13 protein-coding genes and 1 pseudogene are annotated in these 18097 nt (G+C 35.9%); 2 read left to right on the forward strand and 12 right to left on the reverse strand.

All coding sequences use genetic code 11. The features are described from left to right. Window positions 1-12 precede the first annotated feature (12 nt). The 3 genes from DHU68_RS07720 to DHU68_RS07730 all read right to left on the reverse strand — a co-directional run bounded on the left by DHU68_RS07720 (window position 13) and on the right by DHU68_RS07730 (window position 4742). Window positions 13-927 (reverse strand): cation diffusion facilitator family transporter, encoded by a 915-nt coding sequence (locus tag DHU68_RS07720; RefSeq protein ID WP_108822400.1) that lies wholly within the window; start codon window positions 925-927, stop codon window positions 13-15. A gap of 89 nt (window positions 928-1016) precedes the next feature. Next, complete coding sequence (rho, locus tag DHU68_RS07725; protein ID WP_108822401.1) at window positions 1017-2885, reverse strand: transcription termination factor Rho; 1869 nt, start codon at window positions 2883-2885, stop codon at window positions 1017-1019. Between the two features lie 450 nt (window positions 2886-3335). Next, the gene (locus tag DHU68_RS07730) at window positions 3336-4742 is read right to left on the reverse strand and encodes an amidophosphoribosyltransferase (protein ID WP_108822402.1); all 1407 of its coding nucleotides are present in this window, start codon (window positions 4740-4742) and stop codon (window positions 3336-3338) included. A 206-nt stretch (window positions 4743-4948) separates the two neighbouring features. On the opposite strand from DHU68_RS07730, the gene DHU68_RS07735 reads away from it, so the two are divergent. Next, window positions 4949-5998, forward strand: coding sequence for a tyrosine-protein phosphatase (locus DHU68_RS07735; protein WP_108822403.1), 1050 nt, complete (start codon window positions 4949-4951; stop codon window positions 5996-5998). Window positions 5999-6064: 66 nt separating this feature from the next. On the opposite strand, the gene DHU68_RS07740 is transcribed toward DHU68_RS07735, so the two are convergent. From DHU68_RS07740 to DHU68_RS07755, 4 genes are all read right to left on the reverse strand, one after another. Next, entirely contained in the window at window positions 6065-7681 is a 1617-nt protein-coding gene (locus tag DHU68_RS07740; protein ID WP_108822404.1) for an ABC-F family ATP-binding cassette domain-containing protein, read from the reverse strand. Window positions 7682-7798: 117 nt separating this feature from the next. Further along, window positions 7799-8929 carry a glycoside hydrolase family 99-like domain-containing protein gene (locus DHU68_RS07745; protein WP_108822405.1) on the reverse strand — a complete coding sequence of 377 codons (1131 nt, stop codon included), beginning with the start codon at window positions 8927-8929 and terminating at the stop codon, window positions 7799-7801. 99 nt (window positions 8930-9028) lie between these two features. Next, window positions 9029-9580: an NAD(P)H-dependent oxidoreductase gene (locus DHU68_RS07750; RefSeq protein WP_108822406.1), complete on the reverse strand. Its 552-nt coding sequence runs from the start codon at window positions 9578-9580 to the stop codon at window positions 9029-9031. Window positions 9581-9661: 81 nt separating this feature from the next. Further along, window positions 9662-10846, reverse strand: coding sequence for a lactonase family protein (locus tag DHU68_RS07755; protein WP_108822407.1), 1185 nt, complete (start codon window positions 10844-10846; stop codon window positions 9662-9664). 177 nt (window positions 10847-11023) lie between these two features. Here DHU68_RS07755 and DHU68_RS07760 point away from each other — a divergent pair, with 177 nt between their 5' ends. Continuing rightward, a complete protein-coding gene (locus DHU68_RS07760; protein WP_108822408.1) occupies window positions 11024-11284 on the forward strand; it encodes a type B 50S ribosomal protein L31 in 261 nt (86 codons plus the stop codon). Between the two features lie 69 nt (window positions 11285-11353). On the opposite strand, the gene DHU68_RS07765 is transcribed toward DHU68_RS07760, so the two are convergent. The 5 genes and pseudogenes from DHU68_RS07765 to cobC form a co-directional block, all read right to left on the reverse strand. Further along, a complete protein-coding gene (locus DHU68_RS07765) occupies window positions 11354-13339 on the reverse strand; it encodes a DUF4954 family protein (protein ID WP_108822409.1) in 1986 nt (661 codons plus the stop codon). Window positions 13340-13511: 172 nt separating this feature from the next. After that, window positions 13512-15953, reverse strand: coding sequence for a hypothetical protein (locus tag DHU68_RS07770; RefSeq protein ID WP_108822410.1), 2442 nt, complete (start codon window positions 15951-15953; stop codon window positions 13512-13514). A 325-nt stretch (window positions 15954-16278) separates the two neighbouring features. Next, a pseudogene (locus DHU68_RS14180) lies at window positions 16279-16433 on the reverse strand (Arc family DNA-binding protein). Window positions 16434-16514: 81 nt separating this feature from the next. After that, window positions 16515-17414 (reverse strand): SPFH domain-containing protein, encoded by a 900-nt coding sequence (locus DHU68_RS07775; protein ID WP_108822411.1) that lies wholly within the window; start codon window positions 17412-17414, stop codon window positions 16515-16517. 134 nt (window positions 17415-17548) lie between these two features. Next, window positions 17549-18064 (reverse strand): alpha-ribazole phosphatase, encoded by a 516-nt coding sequence (gene cobC / locus DHU68_RS07780; protein ID WP_108822412.1) that lies wholly within the window; start codon window positions 18062-18064, stop codon window positions 17549-17551. Window positions 18065-18097: the final 33 nt, after the last annotated feature.

An 18097-nucleotide genomic window follows, 5' to 3' on the forward strand; every position in this document is an offset into this window, starting at 1 on the left:
AGTTTCGTAGCTCTAATTACACGTTTCGTCGTATGTACAAAGATCTCGACCTTCTATCTGTATTGTAGCATGCCTGATACCGAAATTCTTAAAAATCTCGCTTTTAGATTTTTCTAAGACATAGTCTCTATCTGTATTTGCTTTCACTCTCAAATGAACAGTCATTACAGAAAAATCAGATGTTAACATCCAGATATGCAAATCGTGTACGTCTTCTACCCCATCAATCGATTTTAAGATCTCAATCATTTTAGCTGAATCTATATTAGCCGGTTTTGCTTCCATCAATATATTCACCGACTCTTTCAGTACATTCCATCCGCTAAATAGTACCAAAAGAGAGACAATCATACTGGCTATAGAGTCAGCAATATACCAATCGAACAGCAAAATTAAGACAGCAGCGATAATAGCACCGACAGAGCCCAATAGGTCTCCTATAACATGCAAAAAAGCACTTCGAACATTTAAATTCTCTTCTGTTGAGCCTTGGGAATGCAAAACCCAAGCTACAATTAGATTGATGATCAACCCTATAACGGAAATAATCATCATCCCTTGCCCCATCACCATAGAAGGAGCTGAAAGTCTTTCTATCGCTTCCTTGAAGATAAATACAGCTAAAACAATTAGTACAATACCATTGAGCAAAGCTGCTAATATTTCGAATCGCTTATATCCGTATGTTTTTGAAGAAGTTGCTGCCTTTGCCCCAAAAATAATTGCACTCAGACTAAGACCTAAAGCTACAGCATCGCTTAACATATGCCCTGCATCTGAGATCAAAGCCAGACTCTGAGTTATATATCCACCTATAAACTCAACAAACATAAACCCTGCAATCAGAGCAAAACTGATAGTTAAAGCTTTCTTGTTAGCCTTATCTGCATGAGTGTATCCGTGAGCATGATCATGATTGTGTCCCATAAATTTTTATTTATATAACAATAAAAGCAAGAGTAAAGTTAAACTTTTACTCTTGCTTTTGAATGTATATTATGATAAATTCTACCTATCTAGTCATTCATAGAAATTAAGAACTCCTCATTATTTATCGTTTTACGCAATCTGCTTTCTAAGAATTGCATTGCCTCTACCGAGTTCATATCTGAAAGGAAATTACGTAGCACCCACATGCGGCTAAGTGTATCCTGATCAAGTAACAGATCATCACGACGTGTACTTGAAGAGATAATATCCACAGCCGGGAATATGCGTTTATTTGATAATTTACGATCAAGCTGAAGTTCCATATTACCTGTTCCTTTAAATTCTTCGAAGATCACGTCATCCATCTTAGAACCTGTTTCGGTAAGTGCTGTAGCTATAATGGTAAGCGAGCCTCCGTTCTCGATATTACGAGCAGCACCAAAGAAACGTTTTGGTTTATGAAGGGCATTTGCATCTACCCCTCCTGTTAACACTTTACCAGATGCAGGCTGCACTGTATTATAAGCACGAGCCAAACGAGTGATAGAGTCTAATAGAATAACTACATCATGACCACACTCAACCATTCTTTTCGCTTTGTTCAAAACGATCTCTGCTATTTTCACATGGCGATCGGCAGGTTCATCGAATGTAGAAGCTATGACCTCGGCATTAACACTTCTTTCCATATCTGTCACCTCCTCAGGGCGCTCATCGATCAACAGTACGATCATATACACTTCCGGATGGTTGTCAGCTATAGCATTTGCTACATCTTTCAATAAAGTCGTTTTACCTGTCTTTGGCTGTGCAACGATCAGTCCACGTTGTCCTTTCCCTATAGGAGAGAAAAGATCAACCACACGGCTAGAAAGATTATCATTTCTTCCTTTTGTCAGTTTGAATTTTTCATTCGGAAACAAAGGCTTTAAATGATCAAATGGTACTCTATCTCTCACCTCCTCAGGTGTACGACCATTTATTCTATCCACTTTTACAAGAGGAAAGAATTTTTCTGATTCTTTAGGAGGACGTATAGGTCCTTCTACAATATCTCCGGTTTTTAAACCGAACAAACGGATTTGAGATTGAGATATATAAACATCATCAGGAGATGACATATAGTTATAATCTGAAGAACGTAAAAAGCCGTAACCCTCTTGCATTATCTCTAGTACTCCAGTAGCTGTAAGTATTCCTTCGAAATCAAAAGCTTTTTCTTGCGGCTGATTATTTTTCTGATTATTCTGATTCTGTGGTTTATTTGTTTTTGGTTGAGACTGAGATACTTCTACCATTTCTATTGGTTTCACATCAGAATCAACTTCTAGAGGAGTAAGTAAAGGTAAGCTAGGAACGGGTTCTTCCTCTTTTTGCTCTCTTACTTTGGTTGATTTAAATACTAATTGAGTCGGTTTTGCTACAGGCTGTTGCTGCTTAGGAACATCTTTTTTGGATATATCTTGCTTTGGTTGATTTTCTTCCGGCTGATTTTTCTTAATAAAGATTTCTTTCGGTTGAGAAACAGGAGTAGCAACTTTTTCAGTTACTTCTGTTTTTGTTACAACAGCAGGTTTATTCTCTTTTTGAGGCTCTATAGCTTTAGGTTTTTCCACCTGTAGAGGACGCTGAGGTTCCTTTTTCTCTATTTTTTTTTCTGCAGCTACTTCTTCCGACTGATTTTTTTTATCCTCTACTGCTATTGGTTTAGCCTTCTCCTTTACTGGTTTATTTTTACTTTGAGCTCTTTTTTGTTTTTGTTCAATTCTATCTTCACTCTGATAGCTTTCCGAATTTTTATTTTTAGCTTCCAGTATAGCCTGCTCATCTAGTATTTTATAGATAAGCTCATCTTTTTTATATGCATCGGGTCTTCTTATCCCCAACTCTTTTGCTATAGTTCGTAATTCTATAGTAAGTTTTTCGTTTAGTTCTAAAATATTGTATATACGCATCGTATATTTATTTTAATATTTAATTTTGATATAATACTTCAATTGAAAGTGGTTGAAAGTGGTCTTTGAGTATCTTAGCGTAACATTTTACAGAAAGCGACATAGTCTATTTAAGGTCCTGTTATTACCCAAGTAAATCATTTATAAATTAACCATATACGTAGACAGAGAATCTAATTTACATTTTCTATACCTCTTATTTTTGAATCTCCTTATTTATTGAATACTGTATGATCCACACAATTTCTCCTCCATTATATTTTCCAAAACAGACATTAACTTAATAAGTTAATATTAGAACGAGTAGTAAAATCTTGGATTATAAAGATACTAAAGTCGTATCGCAGTGTGTCAAAAGCATTGCAAAGATATATATATTTTTGAAAAAACAAATAACTATTAGAAAAAAGGTAGTTAATCGAAAAAAGTTTTAACTTTCTATGCTATAGATTAATAATCTTCGCCCTCTCCATTATAACAATAAGTACAAATACTCTCTTTAGGTAATCCTATTGATTCAACCAGATCTTCGACAGAATTATACTTGAGTGTAGTAATTTTCAATTTCTTTCTAATACACTCAACCATGTTTGTATATTGTTCTGAATCGGTGGTTGCATATTTCTTCAGATCCTTATTTTCATCACCTTCCAATTCTTTTACTGTACGGCGAGCAATTAGCTCTAATGGAGAACGAGATGTGGTAAACCCAATAAAAGGACAAGAATATAAAATAGGGGGACAACCAATACGTATATGCACCTCTTTGGCTCCGTAACCATAAAGAATTTCCACATTGTCCTTAAGTTGAGTTCCTCTAACAATAGAATCGTCGCAGAATATTATCTTTTTATCTTTGAGCAATTGATGATTCGGAATCAGTTTCATTTTTGCGACCAACTCCCTTATTTTTTGGTTAGCAGGAGTAAAGCTTCTTGGCCAAGTTGGAGTATATTTAATTAGTGCTCTACGGTAAGGGATGCCTTTACCTTCTGAGTAACCCAATCCCATCCCAATACCCGACTCTGGAATTGCAGCCACATAATCCGCTTCAACAGTATCTTTTTTTGCCATCGCCATACCACAAGCATGACGCACTGTGTCTACATTTATACCTTCGTAATCTGATGTTGGATAACCATAATAGGCCCATAAGAATGAACATATTTGCATTTTGTCATTAGGCTTGTGCAACTGGGTCATACTATCCGAAGTCAATTTTACAATTTCGCCCGGACCAATATTATATACTAGTTCATATTCCAAGTTTGGAAAACTGCAAGGTTCACTAGATACAGCATATGCCCCATCTTTCTTGCCTACCAAAACCGGTGTTCTTCCCCATCTGTCTCTGGCTGCGATAATTCCATCTTCGGTAAGAATAAGCATAGAACACGAGCCTTTGATCTTGCTAAAGACATACTCTATTCCCTCTATAAAAGATTTTTTCTCAGAGAGCAATAAAGCAATAAGTTCAGTTTGATTAATCTGTCCCGAATTAAACTCTGTAAAGTGACCACCATTATCTAATATTTCCTTTTCCAGTTCACTTATATTGTTCACTTTCGCGACTGTTGCAACAGCATATTTTCCCAAATGTGAACTTAAAAAGATGGGTTGGGGATCTGTATCGCTGATAACTCCTATTCCCGAATTCCCCTGAAACTTATCTAAATCAGCTTCAAAACGCAATCTGAAATATGAATTTTCCAGATTATGGATCGCGCGATTAAAGACTCCTTCATGTAAAGTTACCATTCCTCCTCGACGTGTACCTAAGTGAGAATTGTAATCTATACCATAAAAAAGGTCTGTTGCACATGCTGTATTAGAGATCGTTCCAAAAAATCCACCCATTGTTCTAGTTTTTTAGTGTTTTTAAGGCGCAAAGATAAAATATTTGACCCTAAAATTTCTATACAGAAGGTATAATTTTAACGAATAATTCTTACTTTACTATAATAAAGATCAATTTTATTCAAGACAAGGTTTTGAGCATTAAAATTGTTATTATTTTATATAACTTTGTTTTCATCTAACAATAGATCCTCAATATACTACACATGAATAAATCATTTTTTATAATTATATTAGGCTTCTTTTTAATAACATCTTGTAAGAAAGAATCAGTACAAAAAGCAGAATATTCAGGTATGGATATATCAAAAGACGTAAATATTATACGTGACAAAACAACGAAGTCTGCCTCTATGCAGATTTATACTCAAGGCGAGTGGAGTATCTATGGAGGTCCATCTATAGATCAAATCAACTTAGAGAGTCCTATTGCTCAAGGCACAAATAGTGGAACATTCCCTATCGATGTACCTAGTCAAGCCAGATCTTACTTTCAGGTGGTAACTGAGCATGGAAAAGCTATTGCAGCAGACAGGCACCTGCCTATGACAGGTGGATATAATTTCAGGGATTTAGGAGGCTATCGTACTCAAGAAGGGAAATATGTAAAATGGGGGAAAATATTCCGCTCCGATGATTTGCATAACCTAACAAAAGATGATTTACAATATTTAGCAGAGATACCAATTGTATCCATCGTGGATTTCCGCTCAGAGGAAGAATGCACTCAATTACCTGATAAAAACCCATCATCGGTAAAAGAGAACTATAAACTATCTATATCTCCTGGAAACTTAATGAATGCTTTTTCTCTAAGCAAAGAGGATATAACTTCCGAAAAGATTGATTCGCTAATGAAAGAAATGAACATCTTACTCGTTACAGACCCAGACTGTATAGATCGTTATAAAAAGTTTTTTGAATTATTGCAAAGTGATTCCGATACACCTCTAATGTTTCATTGTTCGGCGGGAAAAGACAGAACAGGTATGGGAGCAGCATTGATCTTATCGGCTCTGGGAGTAGACGAGCAAACTATAATGAAAGATTATTTATTATCGAATGTATATTTAGCAAACAAATACAGTAAAATAAAAGCAGAAAACCCGAATTTATCTTCATTATTCGAGGTTAAATCCGAATTCTTACAAGCTGGATTAGACAGAATAAAGAAAGATCATGGTACTGTAGAAAACTATCTGACCAAAGTTCTGAATGTGGATATAGCTAAGATGAGAGAAATATATTTGTATTAAATATTTCCATATAAATAAAAATAAATAAAGCACTGAAAATTCAGTGCTTTATTTATTTTATTTCTTTTAAGAACTCAAAGCCTTTTTCTTTGCCAAGAAATCTTTTATACCGCCTATATGTTCACGAACTTTTTTATCGGAAAACTCATACACTTTGGTTACAAGTCCATCAAGAAAATCTCTATCATGCGAGACAAGAATAACTGTACCATCGTAATCCAAAAGAGCATTCTTGAGCACTTCTTTAGTCTTCAGGTCAAGGTGGTTGGTAGGCTCATCGAGAATAAGCAGGTTAACAGGCTCCAGTAATAACTTTATCATAGCCAGACGAGTTCTTTCTCCTCCTGATAATACTTTCACCTTTTTATCAGAATCGTCTTTATTAAACATAAATGCGCCTAATATATTGCGTATCTGAGTACGGATATCTCCCTCTGCTACTCTATCAATCGTTTCAAAAACAGTTAGGTCTTCATCCAAAAGGTCTGCTTGGTTTTGAGCAAAATAGCCAATTTCGACATTGTGCCCAAGCATAATATCTCCCTCGTAAGGAGTCTCGCCCATCACACATTTTACAAATGTAGATTTACCTTCTCCATTCTTTCCGGCCAATGCTATCTTCTCTCCTCTTTCTACCATCAGGTTTACATTACTAAAAATCAGATTGTCATCGTATTTTTTGGTAAGCATGTCTACTGTAAGAGGATATGTTCCCGAACGCGTAGCTGGTTGGAAACGAATACGAATTTGAGATTTATCTTCCTCATCTATCTCCACTCGTTCCATCTTTTCTAGTTGACGAACACGGCTCTGAACCAACACTGCTTTTGCCGCCTGAGCCCTGAAGCGTTCGATAAACTCCTCCATTTCTGCTATTTGCTTTTGCTGCGCCTCCCAAGCATGAATTTGCTGTTGGCGACGTTCCTGACGAAGTTCCAAATATTTAGTATAGTTTACCTTGTAATCATATATACGTCCCATAGTCAACTCTATGGTACGGGTAGTAACTGCATCGATAAAAGCTCTGTCGTGCGAAATTAAAACGACCGCTTTAGCCTGAGTAGTGATAAATTCTTCTAGCCAACCGATAGACTCAATATCAAGGTGATTGGTAGGCTCATCTAACAATAACACATCGGGATTACGCAGCAAAAGTTTAGCCAATTCTATTCTCATTCGCCAACCTCCACTAAATTCGCTTGTTGGACGATCCAGGTCGGTACGTTTGAAACCTAAGCCAAGCAAAGCTTTCTCAACCTCTCCTTCAAAATTGATTCCCTCTACCATCGCCAGACGTTCGTGTGCATGGCTAAAATCATCGATCAGTTTTGCATAATCATCTGATTCGTAGTCGGTACGAGTTTCCAACTGCTTATTCATATCTTCTATCTTAGCCTGTAGCTCGAAGATATGCTCGAAAGCCAAAGATGCTTCTTCTCTGACAGTACGTTCGTCCGAGATTTTCATCACCTGAGGCAGATAACCTACAGTAGAACCATCGGGGCTGGTGATTGTTCCCTTATAATGTGTATTCACTCCGGCCAACATTTTCAACATGGTACTTTTCCCCGCACCATTTTTACCCACCAAAGCAATTTTATCTTTTTCGTTAATTATGTAGCTTATATTATCAAATAATATTCTGTCGCCTAATTCAACTTTTAAACTGTCAACTATTAGCATTAAAAATTCTTTTATTTTTTAGAAGGTGCAAAGGTAGATTAAAAATTAAATATAATAAAATAGGCATTCGATTTAACGAATGCCTATTTACTATATATTATTGTAATACATCTATTCCTATTGAGCATCTGACTTAGCGGAATGTACGACCTCTTTTATCATTCTGAGATGTTCTCCATCCTCATCCCCCTTGCTAGGAACTAAATAGCCTCCTTCGCCAAATTCATTCCATGCATAAATCATTACCATTTTTTCTTTTACTGTTGCCTCTGGATAAGCTTCGATCCATTCTGCTGCTCTGAGTAAACTACTTTTAAATTTCTCCGGAGTATTATTCACAAAATACCAACCATTGGTATCTGCTTTCTCCCCATTTCGCCACTCCTTCCATGGTCTGGGATCCCACCCCACTGATACGGATGGAATATAAGGCTGGCTTGTTACCACCCACTCCCTTTCGGTTACCTCAAGCAGATCATCGTAATCTCGTTCCGGATTACCTTTATTATCCCCAACAGGAATAGCATTATAGTGTGTCCTATACTGATATTCTTTAGCATTTGGAGCACTTCCGCACGCAACAATGCTCAAGCTATCGATATTTAAAGCGAGTGCTGTTTTTTGCATCGTATCCCGTTCTTTTTGATTCAAACCATTCGGATTGAATATAGACAAACAGGGCTTTCCGTCAATAGTTATATATTGCTCATCTTTGAAATATTGACTAAGACACCTTACAGCCTCCACCCAATTCTCTTCACCCACTATTTCTGCGCCTTCATGGTTTGCTATTAATATCCCAAATTTGAGGCGATGCTTGTTCTTTGCCTTCAAATAGAGATCTATACACTTGTGAGCAGAGAAATTATCAATTCGTTCGTTATTAATGCTTCCTTTATCATTGCTCCAGTACCAACAAAACATAAAAAAATCAATTCCATTATCAGCAGCTAGATCTATTTGCTCTTCCATTATTTCAAGAGAATCATCTCTCCAACCCCATATAGGCTGGCGATCACTATATTCGTAGAATAAGCTCTTTGTAAGGTGTGTTGGTGCATCTTTTGCCCACTCTTGTTCTTCGGGTACTTCAGACAAGGCATTAACTCCTGCCCATCCTCCAAAATAATAAACTCCTACTTTTATTCTCTTGGGTAGTATACTTCCCCTTTCCGAAGGATTATCGTCATTTGAGCAAGAACAAAACAAGATACAAGTTATGAAAATTAACTTGAATAGTTTATGCATAAGTTTGTGTAATATAAGTATCCTTTTTAAGGGAAAAGGATAATAAGATTTGCTCACCTATAGCATATTATAAACAACTACAGATGAGCAAAATATATTTTATATAATTTCTTCTACTTGTTTCAAGAAATTGACACGATTGTCATTACCTCCATGTGTAGTTCCCTGACAGTTTAGCCATGTTCCATTTTGAAAACCTAGAGAGTATAAGTTTTTCAAGAAGACATCTTCTATAAATACCTTCCAGTTTTCTGTAGGGCTTTCACTTGTTGTTAATATTGTTGTTTTCTTTATATTGGTCATTAATGGAGTCCAACCATTCTCATATGAATGAGAGAATCCGACAAGCAATACTTTATCCAAAAATCCTTTCAGGTCGGCAGGCATCATACCCCACCATATAGGAAAGATAAAGATAACTTCTTCTGACTCTTTCAGCATATTTTGATATTTGCCTACAAGAGGATCGTCAAATTTACCTGCACTGTATAGTTTAAGGTCAGCTTCCTTCATCAATGGATTGAAATTATCTTTCGGCAAATCTATTACCTGATAAGGTCTACCCTCTTTTTCTAGTTTCGCAGTAACTGTGTCTAAGATAGCATGATTGAAGCTCCCATGCCAAGGATGTGTGAATAGTATTGTAACCATAATTATTAATTTATTTTTTCGGAGGCTAAAGTTAACAATTTACCCCCGAACAAAAAACTCAGTTTACAAGATTATTCTTTTTTATAAAACAAACTTCAGACAAACAGGCATATCTACTATTATATCCTGACGGGTATCTTCCAGCAATCCTGTTTTAGAATCAATTAGGAATACTTGAATTGTATTATCATCGCGGCTGGCGACAAGCAAGAATTTTCCATTCGGAGTAATTACAAAATTACGAGGATGTTTGTTGGTCGGTTGATAACCCACTTTTGTTAGTGATCCATCAAGCTGATTGATAGAAAAGACAGCAATTCCATCTCCTTCCAGACGATGCGATGTATACAGAAACCTTCCATCGGGAGACACATGTATATCTGCACTACCTCCGGCATTCAAGGTATCTGCCTGTATCGCTTGAAACTCGCTAAAATCGCCAGTCTCTTTACTATAATTGAAAGCGATAACTGAACCAGATAGTTCATTCAGCAAATAAACATATTTACCATTAGGATGAAAACCGAAATGCCTTGGTCCCGAGCCATCTGCCACTTTAAAATAGGCTGGCTCTCCCGGCATCAAATAATTTGCTGAATCATTTGACACCTTGAATTTATAAATTCTATCTGTACCTAAATCTGTAGCAAATAAATAATTTCCATCGGGCGAATATTGTACGCAGTGAATATGAGGAGCATTTTGTCTTTCTGCATTAACTCCTTTTCCAGAGAAGTTTATAACCTGAGAAGCAACATCCAATACACCTTTTTCTTTTACATTGAACAATGTCATACTGCCCCCTGAATAGTTTGCTGTAACAACATGTTTTCCTCCCTCGTCAAGTGTAATGTAACAAGGATCTGCACCTCCGGTCAATTGCGTATTAATTGGAGAAATAGAACCATCCTCTTTATTAAATTCGAAAGCGTTAGCTGCCGCTGTATTATTATTATTTTCAGCTACAGAGTAAATAAACTTCCCATCCTTACTAATCGTCAGGTATGAAGGATTATCCACCTTCTGAGAGCTACAAAACTGAGCATTTCCTGAGATTGTATCAAATTTATAAACATACACTCCTTCACTATCCCCCATCGTATATGTACCTACAAAAAGGTATAATTTCGAACTTTCTGACATGGCTTTTTCATTTATAGTATCATTCGGATCAATCGTTGATCCCGACAACTGGGCTCTATTATTATTGCAACTGATCAGGGTCGCGAATGATATGATTAAAGAGTATAAATATAGATTTTTCATAGCTGTTTTAGTTTTGATTATCTATAGCAATTAGTTATAACAACAAATGAAATCAAAAAATACCGATTTCAAGCATTCTTTATTTAGAAAATTAAAAAGAAAAATTTTGTTTTAGTTGGATAAATAAACTATCTTTGTCGGCTGAAAAAGAAGAAATAAATTTAAACTAACTATAAAATGAAGAAAGATATTCATCCAGAAAGCTATCGTCCAGTTGTTTTCAAAGATATGTCAAATGATGAGATATTTATCTCTCGTTCTACTATCAACGCTAAAGAAACAATTGAAGTTGACGGTGTAACGTACCCATTAGTGAAACTTGAAATCACTAGCGCATCACATCCATTCTATACAGGTAAACAAAAACTTGTGGATACTGCTGGACGTGTTGACAAGTTCATGAGCCGTTACGCTAAACGTACACAACCTAAAAAATAATTAGTGTAGAAATACATTATTAGGATATATAAAAAACGCTGAATTTATAAATTCAGCGTTTTTTTATTCTTATACAGCCTTGGATAGTTTAGATATCATATCTTCACCCAATTTTGTTTTGGTTTCGATATGCTTCAAGACAATTTGCACAAAAGCATTTTCTTCAAAAATACCGCGTACTTGTTCAAAGTCTTCTTTCTGCTGATGTCTGTCACCATCCACACCAAAGCCAGTACGAGAGGATAAAGAAAATTCCTTCTTTGCACCTTCATATATCATCTCATCTAGCTCAATTACAGCTTTACGCCATCGATTGACTATATCTATTACATCCTTAGCCGTTATAGTATCTAAAGACAAGCCATAGTATTCCTGAATCTTTTCCCAAGCCCAAGTCCATTCAATTGTATAATAATTTTCATGGAGAACTCTGAATCTATCACTTATTTCTTCTATTCTAGTAATTACCCCTGCCTCTATATCATCAATCAGTCTATCTATTTCGGAACGGGGAACTAATACTCCTCCGATATCACTCCATTCTTTCAACCCGACATCTGTATTCGGCTTTAGGCACGCTCTTATTTCCTCATCATTGCGACAAGGACAATTAGACAGTCTTGATATAATAGAGTTACCCAAGAACTTATTTATAGCCATATCATACAATTTCAATCCTCGCCGAAGAGAAATTCCTTTGATTTGACAGTTTTGATAGGTGTATAAACTAGAGACTTCTCCACACGTTTTTTGCAATCCTTTTAAAATATCAACAGCCTTAAACATCTTTTGTACCGTATAAGGACTTAGCAGGTTAAAGTTTATCTGATCTAATTTATTGGGATCTTTACGTCTGTCGCGTTTAGGAAACTTCTGTGCATCACGTATTGTACCTACACTCCGCAAATTTATCCCCGGTACTAAAACAGTTTCGTTATTATCTTCAATCAGGTATGAGAATGGCATATCAGAAGTATCTGAGTTATGGTTATGCCTTCCCATGATCAAAGAAAATGCACCTATACGCGAAGGCCAAAGTATATATGAATTACTGGTTGTTTTACCTCCCCGTTCAACAATGCCTTGATGTATAGGTCCCAGTTTATACATATGATTACTCTGATTGGAACCTGAACCTGCATTCATAAAAGAGAACATTCCGGCTATCAACAGAGTTGATTTATGATGTGTTACCGTATAGGGCCCTGCAAACAGAGAACATGCCTCTCCGTTTTCTCCCTGACAATTACTAAAGAACAGTGAGTCACTTGCCGAATAAGTATGTCCTAATTGACAGGCTTGACCAACAAAACAACGAGTTAGCATTGTTCCATCTTCTACTTTTGAGCCCGAACATATAATAAAATCGTTGGCAATAACACTATAACCTATATGAACTGGATCATATTCGTTACTGTTGATACTTCCATTTTCCAGATAACGAGCACCTTCTATAGCAGCAAAATCCCCGATTCGAACATTTTTTACAGCTCCGGTATTTACAATTACAACATTATTTCCTACTGTCCCCATTATTGAAGCTTGCTGCTCCGAATAATCAATGATCATCTCCTGTAGTTTCTTTATTAATACAGGACGGTGACGATAGAAAGATAAAATATAGGCTACATGAGCTGTTAAATTATCATACATCATAACCTCACGTCCTCCTGTCTCGTTCAGTACAGAGACTTCTACTCCATTACCAAAAGTAGATTTTTCATCTACATACAGATGATGTATATTCTGAATACGAACCTTACTTCCTATACGATAGTTAGCAATATAATTTTGAACATGCTCAATCAATACATTATCCCCTAGTTCGCAGTTATGAAGGCATACACCATTCAAGCCAGAATGTTTCTTCAATCCACCCGGTAAAACGAACTCTTCTTCAAAAAGACCTAACTTAATTTTCCCGGAAAAAGTTGTATTGTTTATATAATCAGGGGTAAAAAGAGGGTGAACTTTTATATTCTCCCAACAATCGGCCTTACAACCCTGAGCCTCTAAAGTCTCAATTTCTAATGTGGATAAATTACGATATTTCATTTGTATAGTGATAAATAAAATTTAAAGATAGGACAAAAACAGCATTTTAGATGATGCTTTTAAAGCAAACAAAAAACCATAATTTTAACACATAATACTGTATAAAAAAAGGTTGCTGATTAAAAACACTTTAACCTGCAACCTTTTTATTGTGTAATAAAATTATTAACTATTAGTCTTCTCCCGAAGCTTTTGCAGCCTCTACATATTCGTCAGAAAAAGTTACACCTGCATTTTCATCGATTAAACCAGCATCAACTGCTGATGATGCAATTTTCTCTAATCTATCCTGTAGATTATTCTTCTTCACTAACTCTATTATTTCCGGATCTAACTGAGTACGATACACTTTAGTAGGATCTAATTCACAGGATTTTAATAAGTGATTAACCGCATCCGCTTCATTTTTAGAACGAACATTTAATATCGCTAACAAATACTCTGTATTGCTAGTTTGAGGTAACTCATTAAGCAACTCGTAAGCCTTAACATTATAACCCATACAAGCTAAACAAAGCGCTGTATTATAGTCCGGATAGTTAGATAGTATCTCTATTGCTTCCCAATATTTTCTATCTTGCAACAACTGGATACCCTTTTGATAATCTGGTCTTTCATCCACCTGAACTTCAACTTTATCCGACATGTTAGGACGAGTCATATTGAATTCAATACTAGCTTTATTTAGTAAAGGATAGATTTCTTCTTTTATTATCTTGTAATCCTGAGGATACATTTTCTTGATCGTTTCTTCTGTCCTATCTGGGAATACTGCACTTCTTAACGTATCTAAAATAGCTTCTTTATTCATCAGGTCTGATCTTTTATTTACCTGAGCAGCCAATGTATTCCAGTCTTCTCCACTAAAACGTACTTTGAATATATTATCACCACCATCTACCAGTTTAGCAAAATGCTTTTGTAAAGCTTCTGCACGTTTCATTGATAGTTCTGAATTCTTATCATAAGTTCCATCCAATGAAGTAGACACATTGATAATAACACTATCCATAGTTAACTTACCTTTTTCTGTAAATGTTTTGTAAGTTTCCATTACCTTATCAATTTCTGCTTTATTATCTCCGGTCTTGATATTAAAGGTAGCTCTTCCTGTTTGAAATTTAGGGTATATCACCATACTATTGAATAAATCCCTATACAGAGTTGTTCTTTTTACAATCAGCGATGTATCAACTAATTGAGACAAAGAAGATATATAATAAGCAAGTGTATCTGACATCGGTTGCACAAATCGACTTCTGTCAACAGCATCAACAGTCGTATTTAGAGCAAGACGCACACTCTTCAATCCCGGAGTTGCAGGATAATCTTGCTTATAATAGTAATAAAAATCTTTATCAGATTCGATGATTGTATCAACACGTAGGTTTGTCTCATATGGGAAAACAATCAGTTCCTTGCGTTTTTCTTCTTTCATCGCATCTCTCATTTCATTCAATGCGATCTCATCATATTTATAATGACTCTCTGCGATCTGAATAGAATCTTGAACTGAAAGGTATTGATTCATAATTTCATCCATACTTCTTCCCGACTTATACAATTCTCTGAATCGTTCAGGAATATTGCTCAAATCCTCTCCATCAAGAACAATAGTTTGGAAGTTCTTATCAAAGTTCTTCATATAACGAGCATATGCACCTATTGTATCTTTACCATTTGCCCAATCACGAACCACCCATTCACGGGCTTTTTGTGAATATTTTTTATAAAAATCCACGCGATATTCGTTACGTTGCTCTACAGCAATCATACCCTTATCGATATTCTTAGGCTTTAGGTGTTTATTCATATAGTTTGCAAAGAAGCCAGTAGTATCTTTTCCTTTTGCCACTTCTTTCATAGCTTGAATTCTGGCTTTTCGCACATGTTCATGATAAAGTTTTTTGTCGTAGCCTAACTTTTGAGCTTCCCTCAAAGCCTCAAGACGATCTTTCTCCTTTTTCCAAGCTTCATAATCTGATTGATTACTCCACTCTTTGTGATACTGATTGTAATAGAATTCTTGTTGAAAAGCAATATCTTGTTTTACTCCGTCATAATCTACAAAAACACTATCATACGCATTCTTGTCAACTATTGAATTTAAATAGGCATCATAATCCGCATATGATTGCTTTTGTAAGGCAGCAAAAGTATTCCCTTTAAGGACCACTTCCTTAAGAGGTACTATAGAGTCATTATGAAATAATTTCGGAGCTAAAGTAACCCTAAAATTAGTAGATAATAATTCTTTAGGTACTCGAAGCACAAAATCTACATTTATTTTACCATCCTGCTCTGGAGTAAAACGAGATTTTGCAGTTACTGTTACTTCTCCAAGTTGCTGTACTTCACTAAGATTTATATCTTTATTATTCTCAGAGTTATTGAAAGTAATAACCTCTTCATTTTTAAACGTAACTTGCTCCGACACAACTCGTCCGGCTGTTCCACCTGTTCCTTCTACAATAGGCAAAGCAATGCCTGGACGTTTTGACTGCATAAACAAGTCTTTCACCATTGCATCCCCTGTTGTTTTAGGGATTTTCACTCTTACTTCTTGAGGTTTAAAACCCGCATTGGGGTCACGAGATGCCTTTATATCTCTCACTGAATGTGAGGTTGAGCATGACATAAAAATAAATAAAAACAAACACGTATTTAGAAAAACGTGCACAGAAAATGATCTAGGAAATTTTTTGTGAGTTTGATTTCTCATACCTAATATTGTCTAGTAATTGTAATGTAAAGCTTTGATTAATTCCGGTGCAAAGATAATTATATATCTGTAAATTAGAGTTAATAATATGTTATTTTTTATTTGCCCCCTTTTTATCGTGTTTATTTAACACCATTTTGCAAAGAAATAAGAAAAAACCTAAACTACCAATTAGTTTAGGTTTTCTTATTCAATTATTTTATTTTTCCTTCTTATATCACCCTGCTTTCCGAAAAGCCTGATCTAAAAGATATTGTATTTGTGCATTGGTACTGCGAAACTCATCTGCAGCCCATTTTCTATTGCTTCCATCATTTCCTGATCCACACGCAACACAAAACTCTTGACAGATGTTTCTTTCTTTTGCCACAATAATCAAATTTTCATTAAGATATTTTACAATTGACTGAGATTACCATCATTGCTAATATTCGACTCTGTCCATAATCATTATCAATGATGTAATGTCCCTGCATTTACAATAGGTTGAGCCGACTCATCCGCACATAATACCACCAGAAGATTGCTCACCATTGCAGCTTTACGCTCTTCATCCAATTCTACGATCTGATCTCTTTGCAGTTTCTCTAAAGCTAACTGGACCATACTCACCGCTCCTTCTACAATTTTTTCGCGAGCAGCAATAATAGCATCTGCTTGCTGACGACGTAACATCACACTTGCAATTTCAGCAGCATATGCCAAATAATTGATACGAGCTTCAATCACCTCAATGCCTGCAATAGCCAAGCGACTATTCAATTCGTCCTCGAGACGTTGACTTACTTCATCACCATCCGAGCGCAATGTAATTTCATCTTCCTTACTATTATTATTGTCATAAGCATACATACCTGCAACCTGACGCAAAGCTGCATCACTCTGTATTTGCACAAAATTAGAAGCCGCCGTCATCACTCCACGACCTGCCGAATCGATATCAAATGTCGCCTTATAGGTATCTTTTACTTTCCAGACTAACACCGCCCCGATCATAATAGGATTACCTACTTTATCATTCACCTTTACCGGTTCGATATCTAAGTTACGAGCTCTGATAGGAATTCTTCGTGTTGTATAAAATGGATTTACCCAGAAAAATCCATTATCAGTAAGGGTTCCTTTATATTTTCCAAAAAATATCATAACACGTGTCTCATTGGGTTCTATCATAACCAAGCCATAGAATAAGGCAGGAAGTGTAATAACCAGTCCAACTACACCTATTGTCACTAGTATCTGATCTTGACTTACGATCATTGCGACACATACAGCGACCAAAACAACAGCTACAAAGACCGCTAAAAAACCAGAGATTTTAGCACCCTCAAATTTTCTTTCTTGTGTTCCCATATTCTATATTTATAATATTAAAATGATATCATAATATTAGTCATTTTTATTCTATAAAACAAGCCATAAAAAACAAGAAAGCATCAGAAATTTCTGATGCTTTCATATATAACTCGTATCGGCTTGCAAAAGTCTTACATTTCGAATTCTAAAACTTCTCCGTAAGGGACTAATTTATCAAAAGCTCCTTGTAAGTCCGTTTCTTTAAAGTAGGTTCTGAAGCAATTTATAACTCCCCCATGAGCAAAGATTATCACCGTCTGGTAATCAGTTTCTTTTAGTTCTTCAATAAAGGAACTTACACGTGCATACATATGCTGAAAAGATTCTCCATTAGGAGCAGGATTATTTACCCAATCTTTTTCCCATGCTGTCATATCAATCTTATCCCATTCGTGCATTTCCCAATCGCCGAAATGTAATTCTTTTAATCGGTCATAGAGCTGAATATCCGTATAACCACAATATTCTGCCAGCTTTTTAGCACGGCTCAAAGGACTGGAGAAAACAGCATCGTAGTTTACATCTTTCAGTTTTTGCTTTACTACTTCAGCCTCAGCCTCGAATGTTTCTTTCAGTGGCACATCTGTTTGCCCGTAACAGATTCCTGAAACAGCTACAGATGTGTGTCGAACTATATATATTTTCATAAGTTATTAACTCTTTTCGAGAAGATTTTCTCT

The sequence above is a fragment of the Dysgonomonas sp. Marseille-P4361 genome (genome assembly GCF_900343125.1).
In the GTDB taxonomy this organism is placed as follows: domain Bacteria; phylum Bacteroidota; class Bacteroidia; order Bacteroidales; family Dysgonomonadaceae; genus Dysgonomonas.

Excerpts from the sequence above, each read along its gene's own strand:
- DHU68_RS07720 (WP_108822400.1), bottom strand. The coding sequence starts at position 927 with ATGGGACACAATCATGATCATGCTCACGGATACACTCATGCAGATAAG.
- rho (WP_108822401.1), bottom strand. The coding sequence starts at position 2,885 with ATGCGTATATACAATATTTTAGAACTAAACGAAAAACTTACTATAGAA.
- DHU68_RS07730 (WP_108822402.1), bottom strand. The coding sequence starts at position 4,742 with ATGGGTGGATTTTTTGGAACGATCTCTAATACAGCATGTGCAACAGAC.
- DHU68_RS07735 (WP_108822403.1), top strand. The coding sequence starts at position 4,949 with ATGAATAAATCATTTTTTATAATTATATTAGGCTTCTTTTTAATAACA.
- DHU68_RS07740 (WP_108822404.1), bottom strand. The coding sequence starts at position 7,681 with ATGCTAATAGTTGACAGTTTAAAAGTTGAATTAGGCGACAGAATATTA.
- DHU68_RS07745 (WP_108822405.1), bottom strand. The coding sequence starts at position 8,929 with ATGCATAAACTATTCAAGTTAATTTTCATAACTTGTATCTTGTTTTGT.
- DHU68_RS07750 (WP_108822406.1), bottom strand. The coding sequence starts at position 9,580 with ATGGTTACAATACTATTCACACATCCTTGGCATGGGAGCTTCAATCAT.
- DHU68_RS07755 (WP_108822407.1), bottom strand. The coding sequence starts at position 10,846 with ATGAAAAATCTATATTTATACTCTTTAATCATATCATTCGCGACCCTG.
- DHU68_RS07760 (WP_108822408.1), top strand. The coding sequence starts at position 11,024 with ATGAAGAAAGATATTCATCCAGAAAGCTATCGTCCAGTTGTTTTCAAA.
- DHU68_RS07765 (WP_108822409.1), bottom strand. The coding sequence starts at position 13,339 with ATGAAATATCGTAATTTATCCACATTAGAAATTGAGACTTTAGAGGCT.
- DHU68_RS07775 (WP_108822411.1), bottom strand. The coding sequence starts at position 17,414 with ATGGGAACACAAGAAAGAAAATTTGAGGGTGCTAAAATCTCTGGTTTT.
- cobC (WP_108822412.1), bottom strand. The coding sequence starts at position 18,064 with ATGAAAATATATATAGTTCGACACACATCTGTAGCTGTTTCAGGAATC.